The following is a 20,149-nucleotide window of genomic DNA, read 5'->3' as shown; positions in this document are numbered from 1 at the left end:
ACCCACCCATGAAGCTCCTGCGCATCGGCGAGCCGGGCCACGAAAAGCCCGCCATCCTCGACTCCGAAGGCACCGCCCGCGACCTCTCCGGCATCGTCGACGACATCGCCGGCGACGTCCTGACGCCGGAGGGCCTCGAGCGCCTCCGCGGCGTCGACCCCGCGACACTTCCCGCCCTCCCCGCGGGCCGCATCGGCCCCTGCGTCGGCGCGATCGGCAAGTTCATCTGCATCGGCCTCAACTACGCCGACCATGCAGCCGAGAGCGGCATGGCCGTGCCGACCGAGCCTGTCATGTTCATGAAGGCGACCTCCGCCGTGTGCGGCCCCAACGACGACGTGCTGGTCCCGCGCGGGTCCGACAAGTGCGACTGGGAGGTCGAGCTGGGCGTCGTGATCGGCAAGGGCGGGGTCTACATCTCGCCCGAGGACGCGATGAGCCACGTCGCCGGCTACTGCGTCGTCAACGACGTGTCGGAACGCGCGTTCCAGATCGAGCGCGGCGGGCAGTGGGTGAAGGGCAAGTCCGCGGACACCTTCGGCCCGATCGGCCCCTGGCTCGTCACCGCCGACGAGGTCGATCCGCAGAACCTCTCGATGTGGCTGGAGGTCGACGGGCACCGCTACCAGGACGGCTCGACCCAGACCATGGTGTTCGGCGTCGCCCACCTCGTCCACTACCTGTCGCAGTTCATGTCGCTGCAGCCGGGCGACGTGATCTCCACCGGGACGCCCCCCGGCGTCGGCATGGGGCAGAAGCCGCCGGTCTACCTGAAGGGCGGCGAGACGATGAAGCTCGGCATCGAAGGGCTGGGGACGCAGACGCAGAAGGTCGGCAACGCCTGAGACGCCGCCCGTCCCCCGGCGCCCTGCCGTGGGGAGGCGCCGATGCGAGGGGGGTTCCCCCCTCGCGCTCCCTCCGTCTCGCCGACGGGCAGGCCTGCAGGATGGGATCCTGCAGGCGGCCTCCAGCGTGAAGCGGGATGCGAGCGCGTCAAGCGCCCGTCCTCGCCATGCTCACCCTTACGGGCTGCGCGTGGCTCCGGGTGGGCGCCTGACCCGCCCGCCTCCCGCAAGGCCGGCGTTCGATGTTCAGCCCGCGGCGATCGCCTGGCGGACGGGCTCGGGAAGGTCCGCGAGGTCCGCCGCCTCGGCACCGAAGACGCCGCCGATCGCGATCAGCAGCGGGCCGTCGTCGTCCGCCGCCTGCACCGCCGCCGGGAGGCCTTCGAGCACGCCGCGCCAGATTCGCTGGTCGGCCCGCGCGACGTTCCACATCGCCACCGCCGGGGTATCGCCCGCCACGCCCGCCTCGCGGGCCCGGTCGACGAACGCTTGGGACGTGCGGCCGCCCATGTAGACCACCGCCGTGCGGCCCTCGCCGACGATCGCGGCGACGTCCAGCCCCTCGGGAAGCTTGCCGTGCCGCGAGTGGCCGGTGGTGAAGCTGACCGTCTGGGCATGGTCGCGGTGGGTGAGCGACGTGCCGAGGATCGACGCCATCGCCGAGGCCGCCGTCACGCCCGGCACCACCGAGATCTCGATGCCCGCGGCGCGCACCGCGGCGATCTCCTCGCCCGCGCGGCCGAAGATCATCGGGTCGCCCGACTTCAGCCGCACCACGCTGCGGCCCTGCTTGGCGAGGCGGATCATCAGCGCGGTGATGTCCTCCTGCTTGCACGAGACGCGGCCGCCGCGCTTGCCGACGCAGATCCGCTTCGCCTCGCGCCGGGCGAGCTCCAGCACCTCGTCGGCGACGAGATCGTCGAACAGGATCACGTCGCACGCCTGGAGCGCCCGCAGCGCCTGCAGCGTCATCAGCTCGGCATCGCCCGGCCCCGCGCCGACGAGGGTCACACGGCCGGCCTGACGCTCCCGCCCCGCGGTCTCGATCAGAGCGTCGACGTCCTCGGGCGGCGCGGTGTTGCCGAACGCGAGGTCGGCGAAGCGCTCCCAGAAGACGCGGCGCGGACGCCCCATCTCCAGCCGGTCCATCACCTTGGCGCGCACCTTGGCGGCGAGCTTGCCCCAATCGGCGAGGCCCGGCGGCAGCAGCGTCTCCACCCGGCGGCGCACCGCCTGGCCGACGATCGGCGCCGCCCCGTCGGTCGAGATTCCGACCACCACCGGCGAGCGGTTGACGATGGAGCCGAACTGGAACTGGCAGAACGCCGGCTTGTCGATCACGTTGACCGGGGCGCCGGCCTCGCGCGCGGCGTCATGGAAGGCCTGCGCCTCCGCCTCGGTCTCCGCGTCGCACACGGCGACGGCGGCGCCCGCGAGGTCGGCCGGGGTCCAGCCGCGGGTGTGCAGCGTCAGGCTGCCGTCCGCGGCGCCGCGGGCGATCAGCGCCAGCATCTCCTCGGTCGGTTCGGCGGCATAGACGTCGACGTCGGCGCCGGCCGCGGCCAGCACCTCGGCCTTCCAGGTCGCCGCTTCGCTGCCGCCCGCCAGGACCCCCCGGCGCCCCTTCAGGCCCAGGAAGACCGGAAGAACCGCAAGCTCCCCCAGGCGCTGCGGCGCAGCCTCAGCCGGTCGACGCGAGCTGTCGTTCGGAATCATCGGTCTCGTCACCCACTCTCGTCAGGATTCGTGCGATCTCGGTTCGGCACGATCCACAATTCGTGCCGGCTTGCAACGCGTCTCCAATTGCGGCGACCGTCCGCGCGCCGTCAACGGCCGCCGCGGCGATCTGGTTCGCGCCCACCTTGAAGCAGGAGCAGATGATCGGCCCCGGATCGGGCTGATCCGCGCCCGGACGCCCTGCCAGCACCGCCCCCGCGCTGGGAACGGCCTCGCCGAGCATTCCTGTCATATAGGCGCGCGAAACCGCGACGGGACCTGTCGCCATGAAGATCGCCCCCGCGAGGCACCCGTCCACGACCGCGGCGAAGCGCGCGGTGCCGGCCGCCGCGTCGATCACGCCGACGAGGTCGCCGGTGTCCAGCAAGCGCTCGGCGAGCGGGCGCGGGTCCAGCCCGTCGCCGGCGAATTCCAGGGCTGTCCCGGCGGCGACGCGCGCGCTCGCCCAGTAGGCCAGTCCAGCCGTCGGGATCGGGCGCGTCGACACCGCGTAGCCGTAGGTCTCGGCCGCGAAGCGCTCGACCCGCGCGAACGAGAACTTGAGCGCCGGCTGCCCGGAGATCGGGTCGACCGTGGGAGCGACCAGCCGGTCGACCCGCGCATCGGCGCTGGTCTGATCTGTCCAGTGCATCGGCACGAAGAGCGCCTCCGGCGCGACGCGGTCCGTCACCAATGCGCGCACCACGATGGCCCCGCGCGGGCTGGTGACACGCACGAGGTCCGCCGGGCCGATGCCGTGGGCCGCCGCCGCGTCCGGGTGGATCTCCACGAACGGCTCGCCGATGTGGCTCGACAGACGTTGCGAGCGGCCGGTTCGGGTCATCGTGTGCCAATGGTCGCGCACACGGCCGGTGTTGAGCGTGAAGGGGTAGCGGCGCGGCTTCTCGGCCGCCCGGCGCGGCTCGGGCGCGACGAACCGGGCACGGCGCGAGGGCGTGTAGAAGCGGCCGGCGGCGAAGAAGCGCGTCGCCGGCCGGCCCGCCATCGGCGCCCCCGCCGGCACCGGCCACTGCACCGGCGCCAATGCGTGGTAGCCGTGACGTGAGAGGCCGGCGAGGCCCGAAATGTCGAAGTCGCGGGTGTCGTCGTTCTGGCTGCCGGAGAGGCGGGCGTACTCGTCGAAGATGGCGGCGGGACCGGACCAGGCGAACGCGTCGCCGAAGCCCATGCGGGCCGCGACGTCGGCGATGGCGCGCCAGTCCGGACGCGCCTCGCCCGGCAGCGGCAGGAAGGCGCGTTGGCGCGAGATGCGGCGTTCGGAATTGGTCACCGTGCCGTCCTTCTCGCCCCACGCCGCGGCGGGGAGCTTCACGTGGGCGTGGCGCAGCGTATCGGTGGAGGCAACGACGTCGGAGACGGCGAGGAAGGGCACGCGCCGCAGCGCCTCCTCGACGCGGCCGGCGTCCGGCATCGAATCGGCCGGGTTGGTCGCCATCACCCACAGCGCCTTGATGCGCCCGTCGTGCACCGCCTCGAAGAGGTCGACCGCCTTGAGGCCGGGCCGGGCCGCGATAACCGGCGCGTTCCAGAAGCGCTGGACGATGCCGCGGTGGACCGGGTCCTCGATGTCCATGTGGCAGGCGAGCATGTTGGCGAGGCCGCCCACCTCGCGCCCGCCCATGGCGTTGGGCTGACCGGTGACGGAGAAGGGCCCCGTCCCCGGCCGGCCGATACGCCCGGTGGCGAGGTGCGTGTTGATGATCGCGCCCACCTTGTCGGTGCCGCAGGACGACTGGTTCACGCCCTGGCTGTAGACGGTGACGGTCCGATCCGTCGCCGCCACCAGGGCGTAGAAGCGGGCGACGTCCGCCGCCGCGAGACCCGTCGCCTCGGCCACCCGCGCGACCGACCAGCCGGCGGCGTTGGCGAGCGCGTCGTCGAAGCCCTCGGTATGAGCGCTCACGTAGGCGTGGTCCGTCCGGCCCCCTTCCGCGAGATGCGCCAGGAGGCCGGTGAACAGCGCGACGTCGGTGTCGGGCGTCAGCGCCAAGTGCAGGTCGGCGGCGACGGTGGTGGCCGTGGCGCGCGGGTCGACGACGACGATCGTCATCTCCGGCCGGGCGGCCTTGGCGGCTGCGACGCGCTGGAACAGCACCGGGTGGCACCAGGCGAGGTTGGACCCGACCAGCACCAGGAGGTCGGCCGCCTCGAGGTCCTCGTAGACGCCGGGCACCGTGTCGGTCCCGAAGGCGCGCCGGTGGCCGGCGACGGACGAGGCCATGCACAGGCGCGAGTTGGTGTCGATGTTGGCGGTGCCGATGAATCCCTTCATCAGCTTGTTGGCGGCGTAGTAGTCCTCGGTCAGGAGCTGGCCGGAGACGTAGAGCGCCACCGAATCCGGGCCGTGCTCCGCGATCGCGGCGCGGAAGGCGTCGGCGATGGTGCCGACGGCCGCGTCCCATGTGGCGCGGGCGCCGTGGATCTCGGGATGGAGCAGGCGGTCCTCCGGCCCCACCGTCTCGCCGAGCGCCGATCCCTTGGAGCAGAGGCGGCCGAAGTTGGACGGGTGGCTGCGGTCGCCGGCGATATCGACCCCGTTCGCCGTCGCGGTCGCGAGGACGCCGCATCCGACGCCGCAGTAAGGACACGTCGTCGCGACGGCGCTCGGGGCGGCGGGCGCGGCGTCCATCACGCCGCCTCGCGAACCGCGAGGCGCAGGAAGATCTCGCCGTCCACCACCTCCACCGGGATGGTCGCGACGCCGCCGCCGTCCGGCCCCTCCACCTGACCCGTGGCGAGCGAGATGACGGTGCTGTGCAGCGGGCAGGTGACGGACGTGCCGTGGACGATCCCCTCCGACAATGGGCCGCCTTTGTGCGGGCAGCGGTTGTCGATGGCGAAGATCTGATCGTCGGCGGTGCGGAAGACGCCGATGCGGCCGCCGGGCGTCGTCACGCAGCGCGCGCCGAGGACGGGGATGTCGGCGACGCGGCCGACCTTCACGAGCGAGGTCATTCGGCGGGCTCCATCACGGCGGCCGGCGGGAAGGCCGTGCCGATTTCGGCGAGGGGGCGGAACTCGGTCGCGTGGCCGGCGGTGGTGGCGACGCGGCCGGCCCACGGATCGTCCTGCGCGAACTGCTGCGCGTAGACGAAGCGGTCGTAGTATTCGCGCCGGCGCTCCGGATCGTTCATGATCTGGTCGCGCACCGCGTCGAGGCCGACGCGCTTGGCCCACTTGTAGATCCGTTCCAGGTAGTGCCCCTGCTCGCGGTACATCTGGATGAGGGCGGTGATGTACTCGATCGCTTCCGCCTCCGTCGGCACCAGGCCGAGCACTTCGGTGCCCTTGATGTCGAGACCGGCGGCGCCGGCGAAGTGGATCTCGTAGCCGGAGTCGACGCAGATCACGCCGACGTCCTTGCACGTCGCCTCGGCGCAGTTGCGCGGGCAGCCGGAGACGGCGAGCTTCACCTTGGCCGGCGTCCACGCGCCCCACAGGAACTTCTCCAGCTTGATGCCGAGGCCGGTGGAATCCTGCGTGCCGAAGCGGCACCAGTCGGACCCGACGCAGGTCTTCACGGTGCGCAGGCCCTTGGCGTAAGCGTGACCGGAGACGAAGCCCGCCTTGCCGAGATCGGCCCATACCGCGGGGAGGTCCTCCTTCTTGATGCCCAGCATGTCGATCCGCTGGCCGCCGGTGACCTTCACCGTGGGGACGTCGTACTTGTCCACCACGTCGGCGATGGCGCGCAGTTCGCCCGCCGAGGTGACGCCGCCCCACATCCGCGGGACCACCGAGTAGGTGCCGTCCTTCTGGATGTTGGCGTGGACGCGCTCGTTGATGAAGCGGGACTGCTCGTCGTCCTCGTACTCGCCCGGCCAGTCGGCGACGAGGTAGTAGTTGAGCGCCGGACGGCATTTGGCGCAGCCGTGCGCGGTGCCCCACTCCAGCTCCTGCATCACCGCCGGGATCGACTTCAGCGCCTTGGCCTTGATCAGCCGCCGCACGTCCGCGTGGCCGAGCCCGGTGCAGCCGCACATCGGCTGGACTGCGGCGGGGTTGAAGGCGTCGCCCAGCGTCAGCTTCAGGAGCTGCTCGACGAGGCCGGTGCAGGTCCCGCACGAGGCGGACGCCTTGGTGTGGGCGCGCACGTCGTCGACGCTGCTGAGGTTCTTCTCGGTGATGGCCGTCTCGATCCGCCCTTTGCACACGCCGTTGCAGCCGCAGATCTCTGCGTCAGCCGGCAAGGCTGCAACGGCCGCCGTAGGGTCCAGCGGGGAGGCCCCCGCGAACGCCTGCCCGAAGATCAGCGTGTCGCGCAGGTCCGACACGTCGGCCCCCTCGCGCATCATCTGGAAGTACCAGGCGCCGTCCGCGGTATCGCCGTAGAGGACGACGCCGAGGATCTTGTTCTGGCTCAGCACCAGGCGCTTGTAGACGCCGGACGCCGCGTCGCGCAGGACGATCTCCTCGCGCCCCTCCCCTTCGGCGAAGTCGCCGGCGGAGAAGAGGTCGATCCCCGTCACCTTCAGCTTGGTGGAGGTGACCGAGCCCTTGTAGGCGCGGCTCCCCTCGACGAGCTGGTCGGCGATGACGGCGGCCATCTCGTAGAGCGGCGCCACCAGGCCGTAGCACTGGCCGCGGTGCTCGACGCACTCGCCGACCGCGAAGACGTTCGGATCCGAGGTCTTGAGGTGGTCGTCGACCATGATGCCGCGGCCGACCTCCAGCCCCGCGTCCTTGGCGAGCTGGACCGAGGGGCGGATGCCCACCGCCATCACCACCATGTCGGCCGCGATCTCGCGCCCGTCCTTCAGCTTGATGCCGGTGACGTGCGTGTCGCCGAGGATCGCCTCGGTGTTGGCCTTGGTGATGACGTCGATCCCGCGCGAGGTGATCGCCTTCTCGAGGAGGTAGCCCGCCGACGGGTCGAGCTGGCGCTCCATCAGCGTCTCGGAGAGGTGGATGACCGAGACCTGCATGCCGCGCATCGCGAGGCCCGCCGCCGCCTCCAGTCCCAGGAGCCCGCCGCCGATCACCACCGCACGCCGCCCGCCCGGCTTGGCCGCGGCGATCATCTTCTCGACGTCCTCGAGGTCGCGGTAGGTGACAACGCCTTCGAGGTCGTGGCCCGGCACCGGGATGATGAACGGGTTGGAGCCGGTCGCGATCAGCAGCGTGTCGTATTCGGCGACCGTGCCGTCGGCGGCGGCGACGCGCTTGGCGTCGCGGTCGATCTCGGTGATCCGCTTGCCCTGGTGGAGCGTGATGCCGCGCTCGCCGTACCAGTCGTCGTCGTGGATGATGATGTCTTCGTACGTCTTCTCGCCCGACAGCACCGGGGAGAGCATGATGCGGTCGTAGTTGACCCGCGGCTCGGCGTTGAAGATCGTGACGTCGTAGGCGTCCGGCGCGGCCTCGAACAGGCGCTCCAGGACGCGGCCCGGCGCCATGCCGTTGCCGATGACGACGAGGCGTTTCTTGTCACTCATTGTCGAGACTCCGAAACGGGTGGCGGGGGAACGGGGCGCGCGCGAGCCGCCCTCAGAGGTACCAGACGGCCACGGCGACGAGGCCGCCGGCGCCGAACACCGGCAGCGCGACGAGCGTGTCGAGCTGGGCGAAACGGGCGGCCGAGGCGATCGCCGCCGGCTCGGCGGAGAGGTCCGCGGTCACTTGCGGGACGCCGGAGGTGGCGGCCATGCCGATGGCGCCTTCGCCGAAGGCGAGGTCGAGCGGGGCGGCACCGAGAAGCCCGGCCTGCTCGCAGAACCCGTCGGCGAGCTTCAGCCGGCCGTTCTCGGCGACCCAGACCTCGACCCGCCGCGCGATCGGCGTCGCCAGCGCGGAGAGGAAGGCGAGCACGTAGACGCCGGGCTGCGGGCTGTGGATCGGCAGGCTGAAGCCGCGCGTGATGCCGACCTTCGCCGCCTTCTCCCAGCGCAGGAAGCGGGGCGACGCGAGGTTGGCGAACACCACCGGAAAGCCGCGCTCCCAGGTCTGCCCCGGCAGCCCGGAGCCCTTGACGAAGTTGACGTGCCGCGCGGTCCACTCGAAGACGTCCGCGGTGCCGAAGTAGCCGTCGACCAGCGCCATCTCCGGGTCGCGCGGAGGGGCGTGCCACAGCTCGATCGCGCCGACGTGCTCGGCGTCGTCGCCGCAGAACATCACCAGCACCGCGTTGAGCGTGTCGCCCTGGAACACCGGGACGGCCACCGCGCAGGTGAGCCCGGCGAGCTCGGCCGCCGCGCCACGCTTGAAGTAGGAGCCGACGAGGTCCTTCAGGACGATCGGCACGCCCGTCTCCCACGCCATCCCCGGCAGCCCCTCGCCCTTGGCGAAGCGCGTCTCGCGGGCGACGCGCTCGAAGTCGTCGAGCGGGCCGTAGAGGCCGTCCTTCAGGGTGAGCGGGCCGTCTTCGGACGGGACCCACACCTCGGTCACACGGATGAAGGGCCGCTTCATCACCGGGGCGCTGCCGCTGGCAGCCTTCGCCTCACGCATGGTCAGGTTCATGACGGTTACGCCGCTTCCTGGTTGGCACGATCGGTGGGGGAGAGCGTGACCTCGGTGACGCTGTCACCGGCGGTCGCCTGGAGCTGGGCCAGCCGCTCGGGGTCGGGGGTCGCCCCGCCCTCGTAGGCCTCCAGGAAGTCGAGGAGGGTCTGGCGGTAGCGGTAGTAGTCGGGATGCTCCAGCAGCGCCTTGCGCGAGCGCGGCCGCGGCAGGTCGACGTGCATGACGTGGCCGATCTTGGCGTTCGGCCCGTTGGTCATCATGACCACCTTGTCGGCCAGCAGGATCGCCTCGTCGACGTCGTGCGTGACGCAGATCGCGGTCACCTTGGTGCGCTTCCAGACGTCCATCAGGACCTCCTGAAGCTCCCACCGGGTGAGCGAGTCGAGCATGCCGAAGGGCTCGTCGAGCAGGAGCAGCTTGGGCGACAGGGCGAAGGCTCTGGCGATGCCGACGCGCTGCTTCATACCGTTGGAGAGCTCGGCCGCCTTCTTGCCCGCCGCATCCGACAGGCCGACGCGGGCGAGGTAGTAGTCGACGATCTCGCGCCGCTCCTTGCGCGAGGCCTTGGGGTAGACCTCGTCGACCCCGATGGAGACGTTTTCGCGCGCCGTCATCCACGGCATCAGCGAGGGCGCCTGGAAGACCACCGCGCGGTCCGGCCCGGCGCCGGAGATCTCGCGATTGTCGAGCACGATGCCGCCGGCGGAGATGTCGTTGAGCCCCGCGGTCATGGACAGGACGGTCGACTTGCCGCAGCCGGAGTGGCCGATCAGAGTGATGAACTCGCCCCGATCCATCATCAGGTCGAACCCGTCGACGACGGTGAGCGGGCCCTTGGGCGTCGGGTAGATCTTCTTGACGCCCGAGAATTCGAGGTAGCGTCGCTCGAGCGGCGAGGCGGCCGCGTCGAGGTAGGCTTTCGGCGGGCGCGACTTGTCGATCGGCGTGATGTTGGGGAGCGTCAGCGAATCGGACGCGTCGGCGCCGCGCTCCATGCCGACCTGCATCAGGTAGTTCGTCACCTCGGCGCGCAGGCGGATGAATTCCGGGTCGGAGTTCATCGCCGTGCGGTCGCGCGGCCGCGGGATGTCGACCTTGAAGGCCGGACCCAGCGTGGCACGCGGCGCGGGGGTGAGCGGAATGATCCGGTCGGCGAGGAGGATCGCCTCGTCGACGTCGTTGGTGATGAGGATCACCGTCTTCTTGTCGCGCTCCCAGATCTCCTCGATCTCGTCCTGCAGCTTGGCGCGGGTCAGCGCGTCGAGCGCCGACAGCGGCTCGTCGAGGAGGAGCATGTCCGGGCTCATGGCGAGCGCACGGGCGACCGAGACGCGCTGGCGCATGCCGCCCGACAGCTCGGCCGGCTTGCGGTCCTTGGCGTGCGCCAGGCCGACCATCGCGACGGCATCGGCGACGCGCTGGCGGCGCTGCTTGCGGCTCTCTTTCGGGAAGACCTGGTCCACCGAGAGGGCGACGTTCTGCGCGACCGACAGCCACGGCATCAGCGAGTAGTTCTGGAACACCACGCCGCGGTCGGGGCCGGGGCCGGCGATGGCGGCGCCGCGCAGGATCGCCTTGCCCTCGTCCGGCGTCTGCAGCCCGGCGATCATGGAGATCAGCGTCGACTTGCCGGAGCCGGAGAAGCCGACGATGGCGATGAACTCGCCCTCGTCCACCGCGAGGTTGACGTCGGCGAGGACGTCGGTCCGCTCCGGACCTTCGCCGAAGCCCTTCGAGACGTGTTGCAGCTCAAGGTACGCCATGACGGGGCCTCAGCGCTGGCTGGTGAAGGTGAAGGCGGCCTGCAGGGCGTACATCAGCCGGTCGAGCAGGAAGCCGATGACGCCGATGGTCAGCACCGCGACGATGATCTTGGCGAGCGACGAGGAAGACCCGTTCTGGAACTCGTCCCACACGAACTTGCCGAGGCCGGGGTTCTGCGACAGCATTTCCGCCGCGATCAGCACCATCCAGCCCACCCCCAGCGACAGGCGCAGCCCCGTGAAGATCAGTGGCAGTGCCGAGGGCAGGATCACCTTGGCGACGAACTTCGCGGTCGGCAGCTGCAACACGCGGCCGACGTTGGTGAGGTCCTTGTCGACCGAGGCGACGCCGAGCGCGGTGTTGATGAGCGTCGGCCACAGCGAGCACAGCGTGACGACGATGGCCGAGACGAGCATCGACTTGGGAAGCGCGTCCGACGCGTCGACGTAGGTGGCGGAGACGACCATGGTGACGATCGGCAGCCACGCGAGCGGCGAGACCGGCTTGAAGATCTGGATCAGCGGGTTGAGCGCCCCGTTGACGGCCCGCGACAGGCCCGACGCGATGCCCAGCGGCACGGCGACGACGGTCGCGAAGATGAAGCCCAGCGCCACGGTCTTGAGCGAGGTGACGATCTGGTCGACGTAGGTCGGCGCGCCGGTGTAGGTGCGCCACTTGATGCGGTCGTCCTTTCCCATCTCGGCGAGCTTGGCGTTGCGCTCGTCCTGGCGGGTGTAGAAGTCGGCCGCCTTCTCGCGCTCGGCGGCGTGCGCGTCCCACAGGCCGCCCGCCTCACGCGCCACCTCGACCGGACCGGGAATGGCGCCGAGCGAGGTGTTCACCTGCGGCGCCAACACCGCCCACGCGGCGATGAAGATGACGATGCCGGCGAGCGGGATGACGAGGCTCTGCACCAGCTCGGGCATCTGCGCCTTGGCGCTGTCGCCCGCCGCCATCCGCATCAGCGGCACCAGGAAGCCGAGGCCGAACACGCCGAGCCAGCCGGCGGACTTGTTGATGAGGGTAAAGCGCTTCTCGCGCCGGGCCTCTTTCGCGCGGATCATCTCCGGATCCGGCCCCGTCGTGGTGACTGCCATGGGTCTCGCTCCAAAAACGCGGGAGATCTGGGTGCGGGCGCGCTCGGGCGCCCTGCCGGTCATGGGAGCCGCCGCGCGGGGCGAGCGGCTCCGCGACGCGCGGTCAGCCGCCGACGACCTCGGTGCCCTCGACCTTCTGCTCGCCCTTCAGGCCGATGGGGAACTGGTCGAGGTAGCCGTTCGGGTCGCGGCCGTCGTAGGTCACGTCGTCGATGAACTCGGTCTGCGGCGCCTTGTAGCCGTCGCTGCCGAAGGGCACCTCGTCCTCGCTCAGGAAGCCTTCCTCGACGAGGAGCCGCGCGGCCTCTTCGTAGATGTCCGGGCGATAGACCGATTTGGCGACGTCCGCGTACCAGTCGTTCGACTTCGGCTCGGCGATCTGCCCCCAACGGCGCATCTGCGTCAGATACCAGGTGGCGTCGGAGTAGAAGGGATAGGTCGCGTTGTAGCGGAAGAAGACGTTGAAATCGGGCACGTCGCGCACGTCGCCCTTCTCGTACTCGAACGTCCCGGTCATCGAATTGGCGATGACTTCGGCGTCCGCGCCCACATACTGCGGTTGCGACAGGATCTCCACCGCCGCCATGCGGTTGGCGTTGTCGTTCTCGTCGAGCCATTTGGCGGCGCGGATCAGCGCCTTGACGATGGCGAGCGTGGTGTTCGGGTTCTCGTCGACGAACTCTTTCGTCATCCCGAAGACCTTCTCCGGGTTGTTCTTCCAGATCTCGTAGTCGGTGATCACCGGCACGCCGATGTCGCGGAACACCGCCTGCTGGTTCCACGGCTCGCCGACGCAGTAGCCGTAGATGGTGCCGGCCTCGAGGGTCGCGGGCATCTGTGGCGGCGGGGTGACGGAGAGGAACGCCTGCGCCTGGATCTGGCCGGAGATGTCGTCCGGCGAATAGAAGCCCGGATGAATGCCGCCGGCCGCCAGCCAGTAGCGCAGCTCGTAGTTATGGGTCGAGACGGGGAAGACCATGCCCATGTTGAAGGGCTTGCCGGCGGAGTTGTACTTGTCGACCACCGGCTTCAGCGCGGCGGCGGAGATCGGATGCTGCGGCTTGCCGTCGGCATCGGTCGGGATGTTCGGCTTCATCTCGGCCCAGACGTCGTTCGACACGGTGATGCCGTTGCCGTTGAGGTCCATCGAGAACGGGGTGACGATGTGCGCCTCGGTGCCGAAGCCGATCGTGGCGGCGAGGGGCTGACCGGCGAGCATGTGCGCCCCGTCGAGCTGGCCGGTGATCACGCCGTCGAGCAGGACCTTCCAGTTCGCCTGCGCTTCCAGCGTGACGAACAGGCCCTCGTCCTCGAAGTAGCCGTTCTCGTAGGCGATCGCGAGCGGCGCCATGTCGGTCAGCTTGATGAAGCCGAAGGTCAGCTCGTCCTTTTCGACGTCGAGCCACACGGTCTCCTGGGCGAGGGCCGCCGAGGAGACGAGGCTGGTGGAGGCGAGAAGAAGCGCAGTCACAGTCCTGCGCGTGAACGCGGCAATGGTCATGTGGTGTCCCCGTAGCCGGCGGCCCTCGTTGGCGCGTCCGGAAAAACAAAAAACGCCGCCGGCTGGTCACGCTACTAAGCTTTTGCTTGAGCGAGAGAGCCGGCGACGTTGCCGTTTGCCCGTCAACCTTGAAGGCGGGGCGAATTTCGGTATCAGCGTAAGCCGATGTCTTTGTCTACCTGAGATTACGTAGAATGCGCCAGTCCAAATTTCGAACAAAACCAGAGTGCAGTTGCACATTGATGCAGCAAGAACGGTGATTTCTCGCAGGTTCTGCGTCGGTTGGCCCACCGCGACACCTCGCGGCGCCGGTCTCAGCGGTCGGTCCGCGCCCACTCCGCGTGCAGATCGCGCGAGTCGATGGCGAAATCGTCGACGTATGTCTTGATGTCGGTGGGGTCGAAGATACGGCCGTCGAAGAAGCCGTCGCGCGGCAGCACCAGGCGCCCCGTGGTCGAGCCGACCGGCTCGTCGGCCGTCAGGCTCCCCTCCACCTTGGCGTTGGCCGAGGGGAGCGCCACGCCCGTCCCCTTGAACGCGCGGCGGTAGATGTCCGGGCGGAAGGCGCCGCCGGCGAGGTCCAACCCCTCGGGCGACAGCGGCGCCTGCCCCCACCGCACCATCTGCGAGTAGAACCACAGCGCGTGCGAGCGCCACGGGAAGCTCGCCCCGCCGCGGTCGAACATGAGGTAGCCGGGGATCGGCTCCGGCGCGTCGTCTCCCAGCGGGACACGGCCGGTGAGCGCGGCGCGGATCGGCGCGGGGTCCATGTCGATCACGTCGTGGGCCGCCAGCAGCGCGGTCAGCTCCTCGACATTGGCGGGGTCCTCGGCCCACTCGGCCGCCCGCTTCAGCGCCCGCAGCAGCGCGTCCAGCGTCTCGGGCTGCGCGTCGGCCCACGCCTCGCGCACGCCCAGCACCTTCTCCGGCGCGCGGTGCCACAGGTCGACGATCGCGACGACCGCCTTGGCCACCCCCTCGTCGATGCCGACGCTGTTCCAGGGCGCGCCGACGCAGAACCCGTCGATGTGCCCCTCGCGCAGGTAGTCGACGACGAAGGGCGGCGGGATGACGACCAGCGTCATGTCGCGGTCGGGATGGATGCCGGCGGAGGCGAGCCAGTAGCGCAGCTCGTAATTGTGCGGCGAGAAGGGGTGCACGGTGCCGAAGGTCAGCCGTTCCTCGCCGCGCCGGGCGCGCCTGTCGACCACCGCCTTCAGTGCCCTCGCCTTCGCCGCTGCGTCGCGCGGGGCGCCCATCAGCCCGGTGGCCTCCATGTCGCCATGGAGCGCGTTGGAGACCGAGATCGCGTTGCCGTTCATCGACAGCGTGAACGGCGCGACCATCCGCGCCTTCGGATTGCCGATCTGCAGTTGCGAGGCGATCGGCACCGGCGCCAGCATGTGCGCGCAGTCGATGTGGCCGATGGTCAGCTTGTCGCGCACCGTCGCCCACGACGCCTCGCGCACCAGCTCCAGCGCGATGCCCGCCTCGGCCGCGAACCCGCGCCGCGCGGCCGCCACCAGCACCGCGCTGTCCACCAGGGGGATGAAGCCGACGCGCAAGGTGGTCACACGCTCCCCTCCAGCAGGTCCGCCGCCGTGATGATGGAACGCGCGACCTCGCCGATGGTGCGGTGCTCGTTCATCGCCGCCTTGCGCAGGAGGTGGTAGGCGTCCCGCTCCGTCAGCCCGCGGCGCTCCATCAGCAGCGCCTTGGCGCGGTCGACCGCCTTGCGGTCCTCCAGCGCCTTGCGCGTATCCTCCAGCTCGCGCTGCAGGCGATTGAAGGCGTTGAACCGCGACAGGGTCATGTCCAGGATCGGCTTCACCCGCTCCTTCTTCAACCCGTCGACGATGTAGGTGGAGACACCCGCCTCCACCGCGCGCTCGATCATCTCCGCCCCCGATTCGCCGACGAACATGGCCACCGGTCGCCGCACCGTCTGCGACACCTGGAACATCTGCTCCAGGACGTCCCGGTTGGGATTCTCGAGGTCGATGATGATGACGTCGGGATCGGCATCGACGATGGAGCGCAGAAGATTGGCCATGTTGCGCACTATAGTGACGTTTGCAAAGCCGGCTTCGCGCAGCCCCTCCTCCAGGATGGCCGCCCGGATGGCATTCTCGTCGATGACCAGAATCTTCAAGCCGGCGTCGCGCATGGGTTCTGGTGCCACGGATCGGCGAAAATCGGGACCCCAAATGGTGTGCATCGCCGTGACCAACATCCGGTCAATCGCCCTGCATTTCAGCAACCTTGGCTTGCCAGCGCCGGTGCGCGGCGGGTTCCCCGCAGTCCCGGCGGACGCGGCGCCCACCGCCACCCGAGCCGAGTAGCAGTATGTTGCACGAGCGATGCCGGGACGAGCGATGCCGAGAGAAGGGCCGAGGGCGACGAGCGTCGGGGCACGGTTGCCATCGGCGCAGAAACGGATAATGTACGCCGGGCTGTACATTGTACGCCACAGCCCTCGACGCAGGACACACCATGACCCACGCGGCCCCACCACCGACCATCGGCGAGCTGGAGCGCATCGCCCTGACGGTGCTGCGCAGCGCCACCGGCCCCGTCGGCGCCTACGACGTGCTGGGCGCGTTGCGGGCCGCGCGGCCCACCGCCGCCGCGCCCACCGCCTACCGCACCCTCGCCAAGCTGATCGACAAGGGCCTCGCCCACCGTCTCGAATCGCTGAACGCCTACGTCGCCTGCTGCGCCGAGCATGACGGGACCGCCCCGCTCTTCTCCATCTGCGACGACTGCGGCGTCGTCGGCGAGCTGGCCGACCCGACGGTCGCCACCCACCTCGCCGCCGCCGTCCAGCGCGAGGGCTTCGAGGCGGAGAAGCAGGTCATCGAGCTGCACGGCCGCTGCGCCGCCTGCCGGTCCGCCTGAATGGGCTCGCCGCTCCTCGCCGGCGCCGGGGTCCGCCTCGCCGTCGCCTCCGCCGCCGCCGCCATCCTGTGGGCGCTCCTCGCATGGGCCATCCTATGACCGCCGCCCCCGCCGACCTCGTCCTCGAGGACGTCACCCTCGGCTACGACCGCCACCCCGCTTTGCATCACATCTCGGCGACGATCCCCGCCGGGTCGCTGACCGCGATCGTCGGCCCCAACGGCGCCGGCAAGTCCACGCTGCTGAAGGCGATCGCCGGCGAGATGCGGCCGATCACCGGGCGCATCGTCAATCCCGCCGGGCGCTCCGGCACCGCCTACATGCCCCAGATCACGGAGATCGACCGCACCTTCCCGATCAGCGTCGCCGAGGTGGTGGCGCTCGGCCTGTGGCGGCGGATCGGCCCGTTCGGCCGGCTCGGCAAGGCGGGCCGCGCCGCGGTCGCCAAGGCGATCGCCCGCGTCGGCCTCACCGGGCTGGAGAAACGGCCCATCGCCACGCTCTCCGGCGGGCAGATGCAGCGCGTCCTGTTCGCGCGCCTCGCCCTCCAGGACGCGGCGCTGATCCTGCTCGACGAGCCGTTCACCGGTGTCGACCGCCGCACGATCGACGATCTGCTCGACGTGATCGACGGCTGGCACCAGGACGGGCGCACCGTGCTCGCCGTGCTGCACGACCTCGACGAGGTGCGCCGCCGCTTTCCCGAGGCGATGCTCCTGGCGCGCGACCTCATCGCCCACGGCCCCAGCGCCGCGGTGCTGACCTCCGCCCACCTCACCCGCGCCCGTGCCGTCGGCGAGGCACTCGACGAGGCCGCACCGATCTGCAAGCGCGCCGCCTGATGGATCATCTTCTCGGCCCCTTCGGCGAGTTCGCCTTCATGCAGCGCGCGCTCGTCGGCTGCATCGCGGTGTCGATGGGCGCGACGCCCGTCGGCGTGTTCCTCCTGTTGCGCCGCATGAGCCTCACCGGCGACGCGATGGCCCACGCGATCCTACCGGGCGCGGCGGTCGGCTTCCTGTTCGCCGGCCTGTCGCTGACGGCGATGACCCTGGGCGGCCTCGTCGCCGGCATGACGGTCGCGGTCGCCGCCGGCGCCGTGTCGCGCTCCACCATCCTGCGCGAGGACGCCAGCCTCGCCGCCTTTTACCTCGTGTCGCTGGCGGCCGGCGTCGCGGTCGTCTCGATGCACGGCAGCAACGTCGACCTGATGCACGTGCTCTTCGGCTCGGTGCTGGCGCTGGGCGACGACGCGCTGATCCTTTTGTGCGCCATCGCCACCGTCACCATGTTCGCGCTCGCGCTCCTCTACCGCCCGCTGGTGCTCGAATGCCTGGACCCGGCGTACCTGCGCGGCGTCAGTCGGCTGTCGCCGGTGGCGCACTTCGCCTTCCTGGCGCTGGCGGTGCTCAACCTCGTCGGCGGCTTCCACGCGCTCGGCACGCTGATGGCCGTCGGCATCATGATCCTGCCGGCGGCGGCGGCCCGTTTCTGGGCCCGCGGGGTCGGCGCCATGATCGGCATCGCCTTCGCCGTCGCCGCCACCGGCAGCGTCACGGGGCTCTGGCTCTCCTACCAGTACGGCCTGCCGTCCGGACCGGCGATCGTCCTCGCCCTCGGCGCGCTCTACGGGCTCTCGCTGATCGCCGGCACGGAGGGGAGCCTCCTCGCCCGCCATACGCCACGCTCTCACCGGGAAGCTTGAAGTGATGCGTACCCTCCTCCTGGCGCTCGGCCTCGCGGCCGCGGCGCAACCCGCCCACGCGGCCGAACCGCTGCAGGTCGTCGCCACATTCTCCATCCTCGGCGACATGACCGAGGTGATCGGCGGCGAGCGCGTCGCCGTGACGACCCTCGTCGGCGCCGGCGGCGACCTGCACGTCTTCAATCCGACCCCGCGTCAGGCCGCGACCGTCGCCAAGGCGGACGCCATCGTCATGAACGGCCTCAGCCTCGAGGGATGGATGGAGCGCCTCGTCGCCGCCTCCGGCTATCGCGGGCCGGTCATCGTCGCCTCGCGCGACGTCGCCCCGCTGCGCACCGGCGACACAGGCTCCGAGGCCGCCCACCGGCAAGCCGATGCGGATCACGTCGACGCGAACCACGCCGACACCGATCACACCGGGCACCATCACCACGGCGTCTACGACCCGCACGCCTGGCAGGATCTCTCCAACGCCGTCCTCTACGTGCACGCGATCGCCGACGGGCTCGCCGCCGCGGACCCGGATGGCGCCGAGACCTACGCCGCCAACGCCGCCGCCTACGCCGAGGCGATCGCCGCACTCGACGCCGAGGCGAAGGCCGAGATGGCGACGATCCCGCTCGACGCCCGCACCATCCTCACCAATCACGACGCCTTCGCCTACTTCGGCGAGGCCTACGGGGTGACGTTCGTGTCGCCGCAGGGCGTCTCCACCGAGGCCGAACCCTCCGCGCGCGACGTCGCAGCCCTGGTGACGCAGATCCGCGACGCGGGGATCGACGCGGTGTTCCTGGAAAACGTCGCCGACAACCGCCTGGTGGAGCAAATCGCCGTGGAGACCGGCGTCACCCTCGGCGGCGAACTCTACGCCGATGCCCTGTCGCCCGCGGGCGGCGACGGGGCGACCTACCTCGACATGATGCGCCACAACCTCGGGGTTCTGGTCAAGGCGCTGGGCAAGGGCGCCTAGAGTTCGATACATTGCCGCCGGCGCGGCCCCTGCCGCCCGCCGGCCCGGCCGTTCGCCCGCTGCGGACGGCCACCATGTTGCCTCGGTTCGATCGCTCGGCGAGAGGGTGTCAATGCGTACGGTTCCCATCATCGGCTCGCGCGTCGCCGCGCACCCGCGGCGCCATTGGCGCACCGCCGTCGCGGCGGTCCTGGCGCTGGCGTTCTTCGCGGCGACGGCGATCCTGCTCTCTTCCGGCCTCGGCCTCGTCGAGGCGGCCAAGTGGGCCACCACCCAGCAGCGCGCCTACTACGAGATGATGCGCCACATGATGGAGGCGCGCGGCAGCACATTCGCCTCGCTCGGCCTCGTCGGCGCCTCGCTCGCCTACGGGTTCGCCCACGCGGCGGTGCCGGGGCACGGCAAGTTCCTCATCGCCGGGGCGGGCGTCGCCAGCCGGGCGAGCGCGTCGAGGCTCGTCGCCCTGTCGCTGGCGGCGAGCCTGGCGCAGGCGCTGACCGCGATCATCCTCGTCTACGGCAGCTTCTCGCTGCTCTCGATCACCGCCGGCTGGGCGGTGGAGGCGACCGACACCATCCTCGCCCCGCTCAGCTACCTCGCGATCCTCTTCATCGCCGTGGTACTCATCCGCCGCGCCCTCACCGGCCTGCGCGCGGTGTGGGACCGGCAGGCCGACCGGCTGGACGCGATGCGCACCGGCCGCCACGTCCACCACCACGACGAGGACGGGATGTGCGGCTGCGGCCACCGCCACGCCCCCACGATCGAGGAGACCGACGCGCTGCGCTCTTGGCGCGACGCGGCGATGCTGATCGCCGGCATCGGCCTGCGCCCCTGCACCGGCGCGGTGTTCGTCCTCGCGGTGGCATGGCGGATGAACATCCTCGCCGTCGGCGCCGTCTCGGCGTTCGCGATGGCGCTGGGCACCGGCGCGTTCATCAGCCTGGTCGCCATCTCGGCGGCGACGGCGCGGGGTGCGACGATTTTCGCCGCCGGGGTGAAGCATGCCGGCATCGCGGTGCCGCTGCTGCAACTCTTCGCCGGCATCGCCATCGCGCTCGTCGCCTCGGCGTTCCTGGTCGCCCCATTCGTCGCGAAACTATAGCCTTTTCGTCCCTTCGCCGCTGGCGCACCCTCGGATCATGGCGGTACACTCCGGACCAGGGAGGA

At 70.6% G+C, this 20,149-nt stretch carries 16 protein-coding genes; 6 read left to right on the top strand and 10 right to left on the bottom strand.

The genetic code is table 11. The features are described from left to right. The first annotated feature begins 8 nt into the window (after positions 1-8). The gene (locus tag MRB58_RS15420; RefSeq protein WP_244778009.1) at positions 9-845 is read left to right on the top strand and encodes a fumarylacetoacetate hydrolase family protein; all 837 of its coding nucleotides are present in this window, start codon (positions 9-11) and stop codon (positions 843-845) included. 246 nt (positions 846-1,091) lie between these two features. Here MRB58_RS15420 and cysG read toward each other — a convergent pair whose 3' ends face one another. The 10 genes from cysG to MRB58_RS15370 form a co-directional block, all read right to left on the bottom strand. Continuing rightward, positions 1,092-2,573, bottom strand: coding sequence for a siroheme synthase CysG (gene cysG / locus MRB58_RS15415; protein ID WP_371747187.1), 1,482 nt, complete (start codon positions 2,571-2,573; stop codon positions 1,092-1,094). Continuing rightward, entirely contained in the window at positions 2,527-5,211 is a 2,685-nt protein-coding gene (locus tag MRB58_RS15410; RefSeq protein WP_244778008.1) for a nitrate reductase, read from the bottom strand. The genes cysG and MRB58_RS15410 overlap by 47 nt, the downstream gene beginning before the upstream one ends. Then, on the bottom strand, positions 5,211-5,537 hold the full coding sequence (nirD, locus tag MRB58_RS15405; RefSeq protein ID WP_244778007.1) for a nitrite reductase small subunit NirD: 327 nt from the start codon (positions 5,535-5,537) through the stop codon (positions 5,211-5,213). Before nirD ends, MRB58_RS15410 begins: the two co-directional genes overlap by 1 nt. Then, positions 5,534-8,017, bottom strand: a complete 2,484-nt coding sequence (nirB, locus tag MRB58_RS15400; protein ID WP_244778006.1) for a nitrite reductase large subunit NirB — start codon at positions 8,015-8,017, stop codon at positions 5,534-5,536. The genes nirD and nirB overlap by 4 nt, the downstream gene beginning before the upstream one ends. Before the next feature lie 52 nt (positions 8,018-8,069). After that, positions 8,070-9,041, bottom strand: coding sequence for a GAF domain-containing protein (locus tag MRB58_RS15395; RefSeq protein WP_244778005.1), 972 nt, complete (start codon positions 9,039-9,041; stop codon positions 8,070-8,072). Between the two features lie 5 nt (positions 9,042-9,046). Next, a complete protein-coding gene (locus MRB58_RS15390) occupies positions 9,047-10,807 on the bottom strand; it encodes an ABC transporter ATP-binding protein (RefSeq protein ID WP_244778004.1) in 1,761 nt (586 codons plus the stop codon). A 9-nt stretch (positions 10,808-10,816) separates the two neighbouring features. Next, entirely contained in the window at positions 10,817-11,905 is a 1,089-nt protein-coding gene (locus MRB58_RS15385) for an ABC transporter permease (protein WP_244778003.1), read from the bottom strand. 103 nt (positions 11,906-12,008) lie between these two features. Further along, entirely contained in the window at positions 12,009-13,406 is a 1,398-nt protein-coding gene (locus tag MRB58_RS15380; protein WP_244778002.1) for a CmpA/NrtA family ABC transporter substrate-binding protein, read from the bottom strand. Between the two features lie 314 nt (positions 13,407-13,720). After that, positions 13,721-14,980 carry a CmpA/NrtA family ABC transporter substrate-binding protein gene (locus tag MRB58_RS15375; protein ID WP_244778001.1) on the bottom strand — a complete coding sequence of 420 codons (1,260 nt, stop codon included), beginning with the start codon at positions 14,978-14,980 and terminating at the stop codon, positions 13,721-13,723. Beyond that, the gene (locus MRB58_RS15370) at positions 14,977-15,573 is read right to left on the bottom strand and encodes an ANTAR domain-containing response regulator (RefSeq protein ID WP_244778000.1); all 597 of its coding nucleotides are present in this window, start codon (positions 15,571-15,573) and stop codon (positions 14,977-14,979) included. The genes MRB58_RS15375 and MRB58_RS15370 overlap by 4 nt, the downstream gene beginning before the upstream one ends. 326 nt (positions 15,574-15,899) lie before the next feature. On the opposite strand from MRB58_RS15370, the gene MRB58_RS15365 reads away from it, so the two are divergent. The 5 genes from MRB58_RS15365 (at position 15,900) to MRB58_RS15345 (ending at position 20,084) form a co-directional block, all read left to right on the top strand. Next, positions 15,900-16,304 carry a Fur family transcriptional regulator gene (locus MRB58_RS15365; RefSeq protein WP_244777999.1) on the top strand — a complete coding sequence of 135 codons (405 nt, stop codon included), beginning with the start codon at positions 15,900-15,902 and terminating at the stop codon, positions 16,302-16,304. 95 nt (positions 16,305-16,399) lie between these two features. After that, entirely contained in the window at positions 16,400-17,146 is a 747-nt protein-coding gene (gene aztA / locus MRB58_RS15360; RefSeq protein ID WP_244777998.1) for a zinc ABC transporter ATP-binding protein AztA, read from the top strand. Next, positions 17,146-18,009 carry a metal ABC transporter permease gene (locus MRB58_RS15355; protein WP_244777997.1) on the top strand — a complete coding sequence of 288 codons (864 nt, stop codon included), beginning with the start codon at positions 17,146-17,148 and terminating at the stop codon, positions 18,007-18,009. The genes aztA and MRB58_RS15355 overlap by 1 nt, the downstream gene beginning before the upstream one ends. 4 nt (positions 18,010-18,013) lie before the next feature. Next, positions 18,014-18,979: a metal ABC transporter solute-binding protein, Zn/Mn family gene (locus tag MRB58_RS15350; RefSeq protein WP_244777996.1), complete on the top strand. Its 966-nt coding sequence runs from the start codon at positions 18,014-18,016 to the stop codon at positions 18,977-18,979. Between the two features lie 112 nt (positions 18,980-19,091). Next, a complete protein-coding gene (locus tag MRB58_RS15345; protein ID WP_244777995.1) occupies positions 19,092-20,084 on the top strand; it encodes a nickel/cobalt transporter in 993 nt (330 codons plus the stop codon). Positions 20,085-20,149 lie beyond the last annotated feature (65 nt).

The sequence above is a fragment of the Acuticoccus sp. I52.16.1 genome, from assembly GCF_022865125.1.
Lineage (GTDB): Bacteria > Pseudomonadota > Alphaproteobacteria > Rhizobiales > Amorphaceae > Acuticoccus.
Note: the sequence above shows the minus strand (reverse complement) of the source record. Positions and strands in the feature narration are given on the sequence as shown.

Coding starts and splice junctions, on each gene's coding strand:
- MRB58_RS15385 (WP_244778003.1), bottom strand. CDS start 11,905: ATGGCAGTCACCACGACGGGGCCGGATCCGGAGATGATCCGCGCGAAA.
- MRB58_RS15355 (WP_244777997.1), top strand. CDS start 17,146: ATGGATCATCTTCTCGGCCCCTTCGGCGAGTTCGCCTTCATGCAGCGC.
- nirD (WP_244778007.1), bottom strand. CDS start 5,537: ATGACCTCGCTCGTGAAGGTCGGCCGCGTCGCCGACATCCCCGTCCTC.
- MRB58_RS15345 (WP_244777995.1), top strand. CDS start 19,092: ATGCGTACGGTTCCCATCATCGGCTCGCGCGTCGCCGCGCACCCGCGG.
- MRB58_RS15380 (WP_244778002.1), bottom strand. CDS start 13,406: ATGACCATTGCCGCGTTCACGCGCAGGACTGTGACTGCGCTTCTTCTC.
- MRB58_RS15365 (WP_244777999.1), top strand. CDS start 15,900: ATGACCCACGCGGCCCCACCACCGACCATCGGCGAGCTGGAGCGCATC.
- aztA (WP_244777998.1), top strand. CDS start 16,400: ATGACCGCCGCCCCCGCCGACCTCGTCCTCGAGGACGTCACCCTCGGC.
- MRB58_RS15410 (WP_244778008.1), bottom strand. CDS start 5,211: ATGGACGCCGCGCCCGCCGCCCCGAGCGCCGTCGCGACGACGTGTCCT.
- MRB58_RS15370 (WP_244778000.1), bottom strand. CDS start 15,573: ATGCGCGACGCCGGCTTGAAGATTCTGGTCATCGACGAGAATGCCATC.
- MRB58_RS15395 (WP_244778005.1), bottom strand. CDS start 9,041: ATGAACCTGACCATGCGTGAGGCGAAGGCTGCCAGCGGCAGCGCCCCG.
- nirB (WP_244778006.1), bottom strand. CDS start 8,017: ATGAGTGACAAGAAACGCCTCGTCGTCATCGGCAACGGCATGGCGCCG.
- MRB58_RS15350 (WP_244777996.1), top strand. CDS start 18,014: ATGCGTACCCTCCTCCTGGCGCTCGGCCTCGCGGCCGCGGCGCAACCC.
- MRB58_RS15420 (WP_244778009.1), top strand. CDS start 9: ATGAAGCTCCTGCGCATCGGCGAGCCGGGCCACGAAAAGCCCGCCATC.
- MRB58_RS15390 (WP_244778004.1), bottom strand. CDS start 10,807: ATGGCGTACCTTGAGCTGCAACACGTCTCGAAGGGCTTCGGCGAAGGT.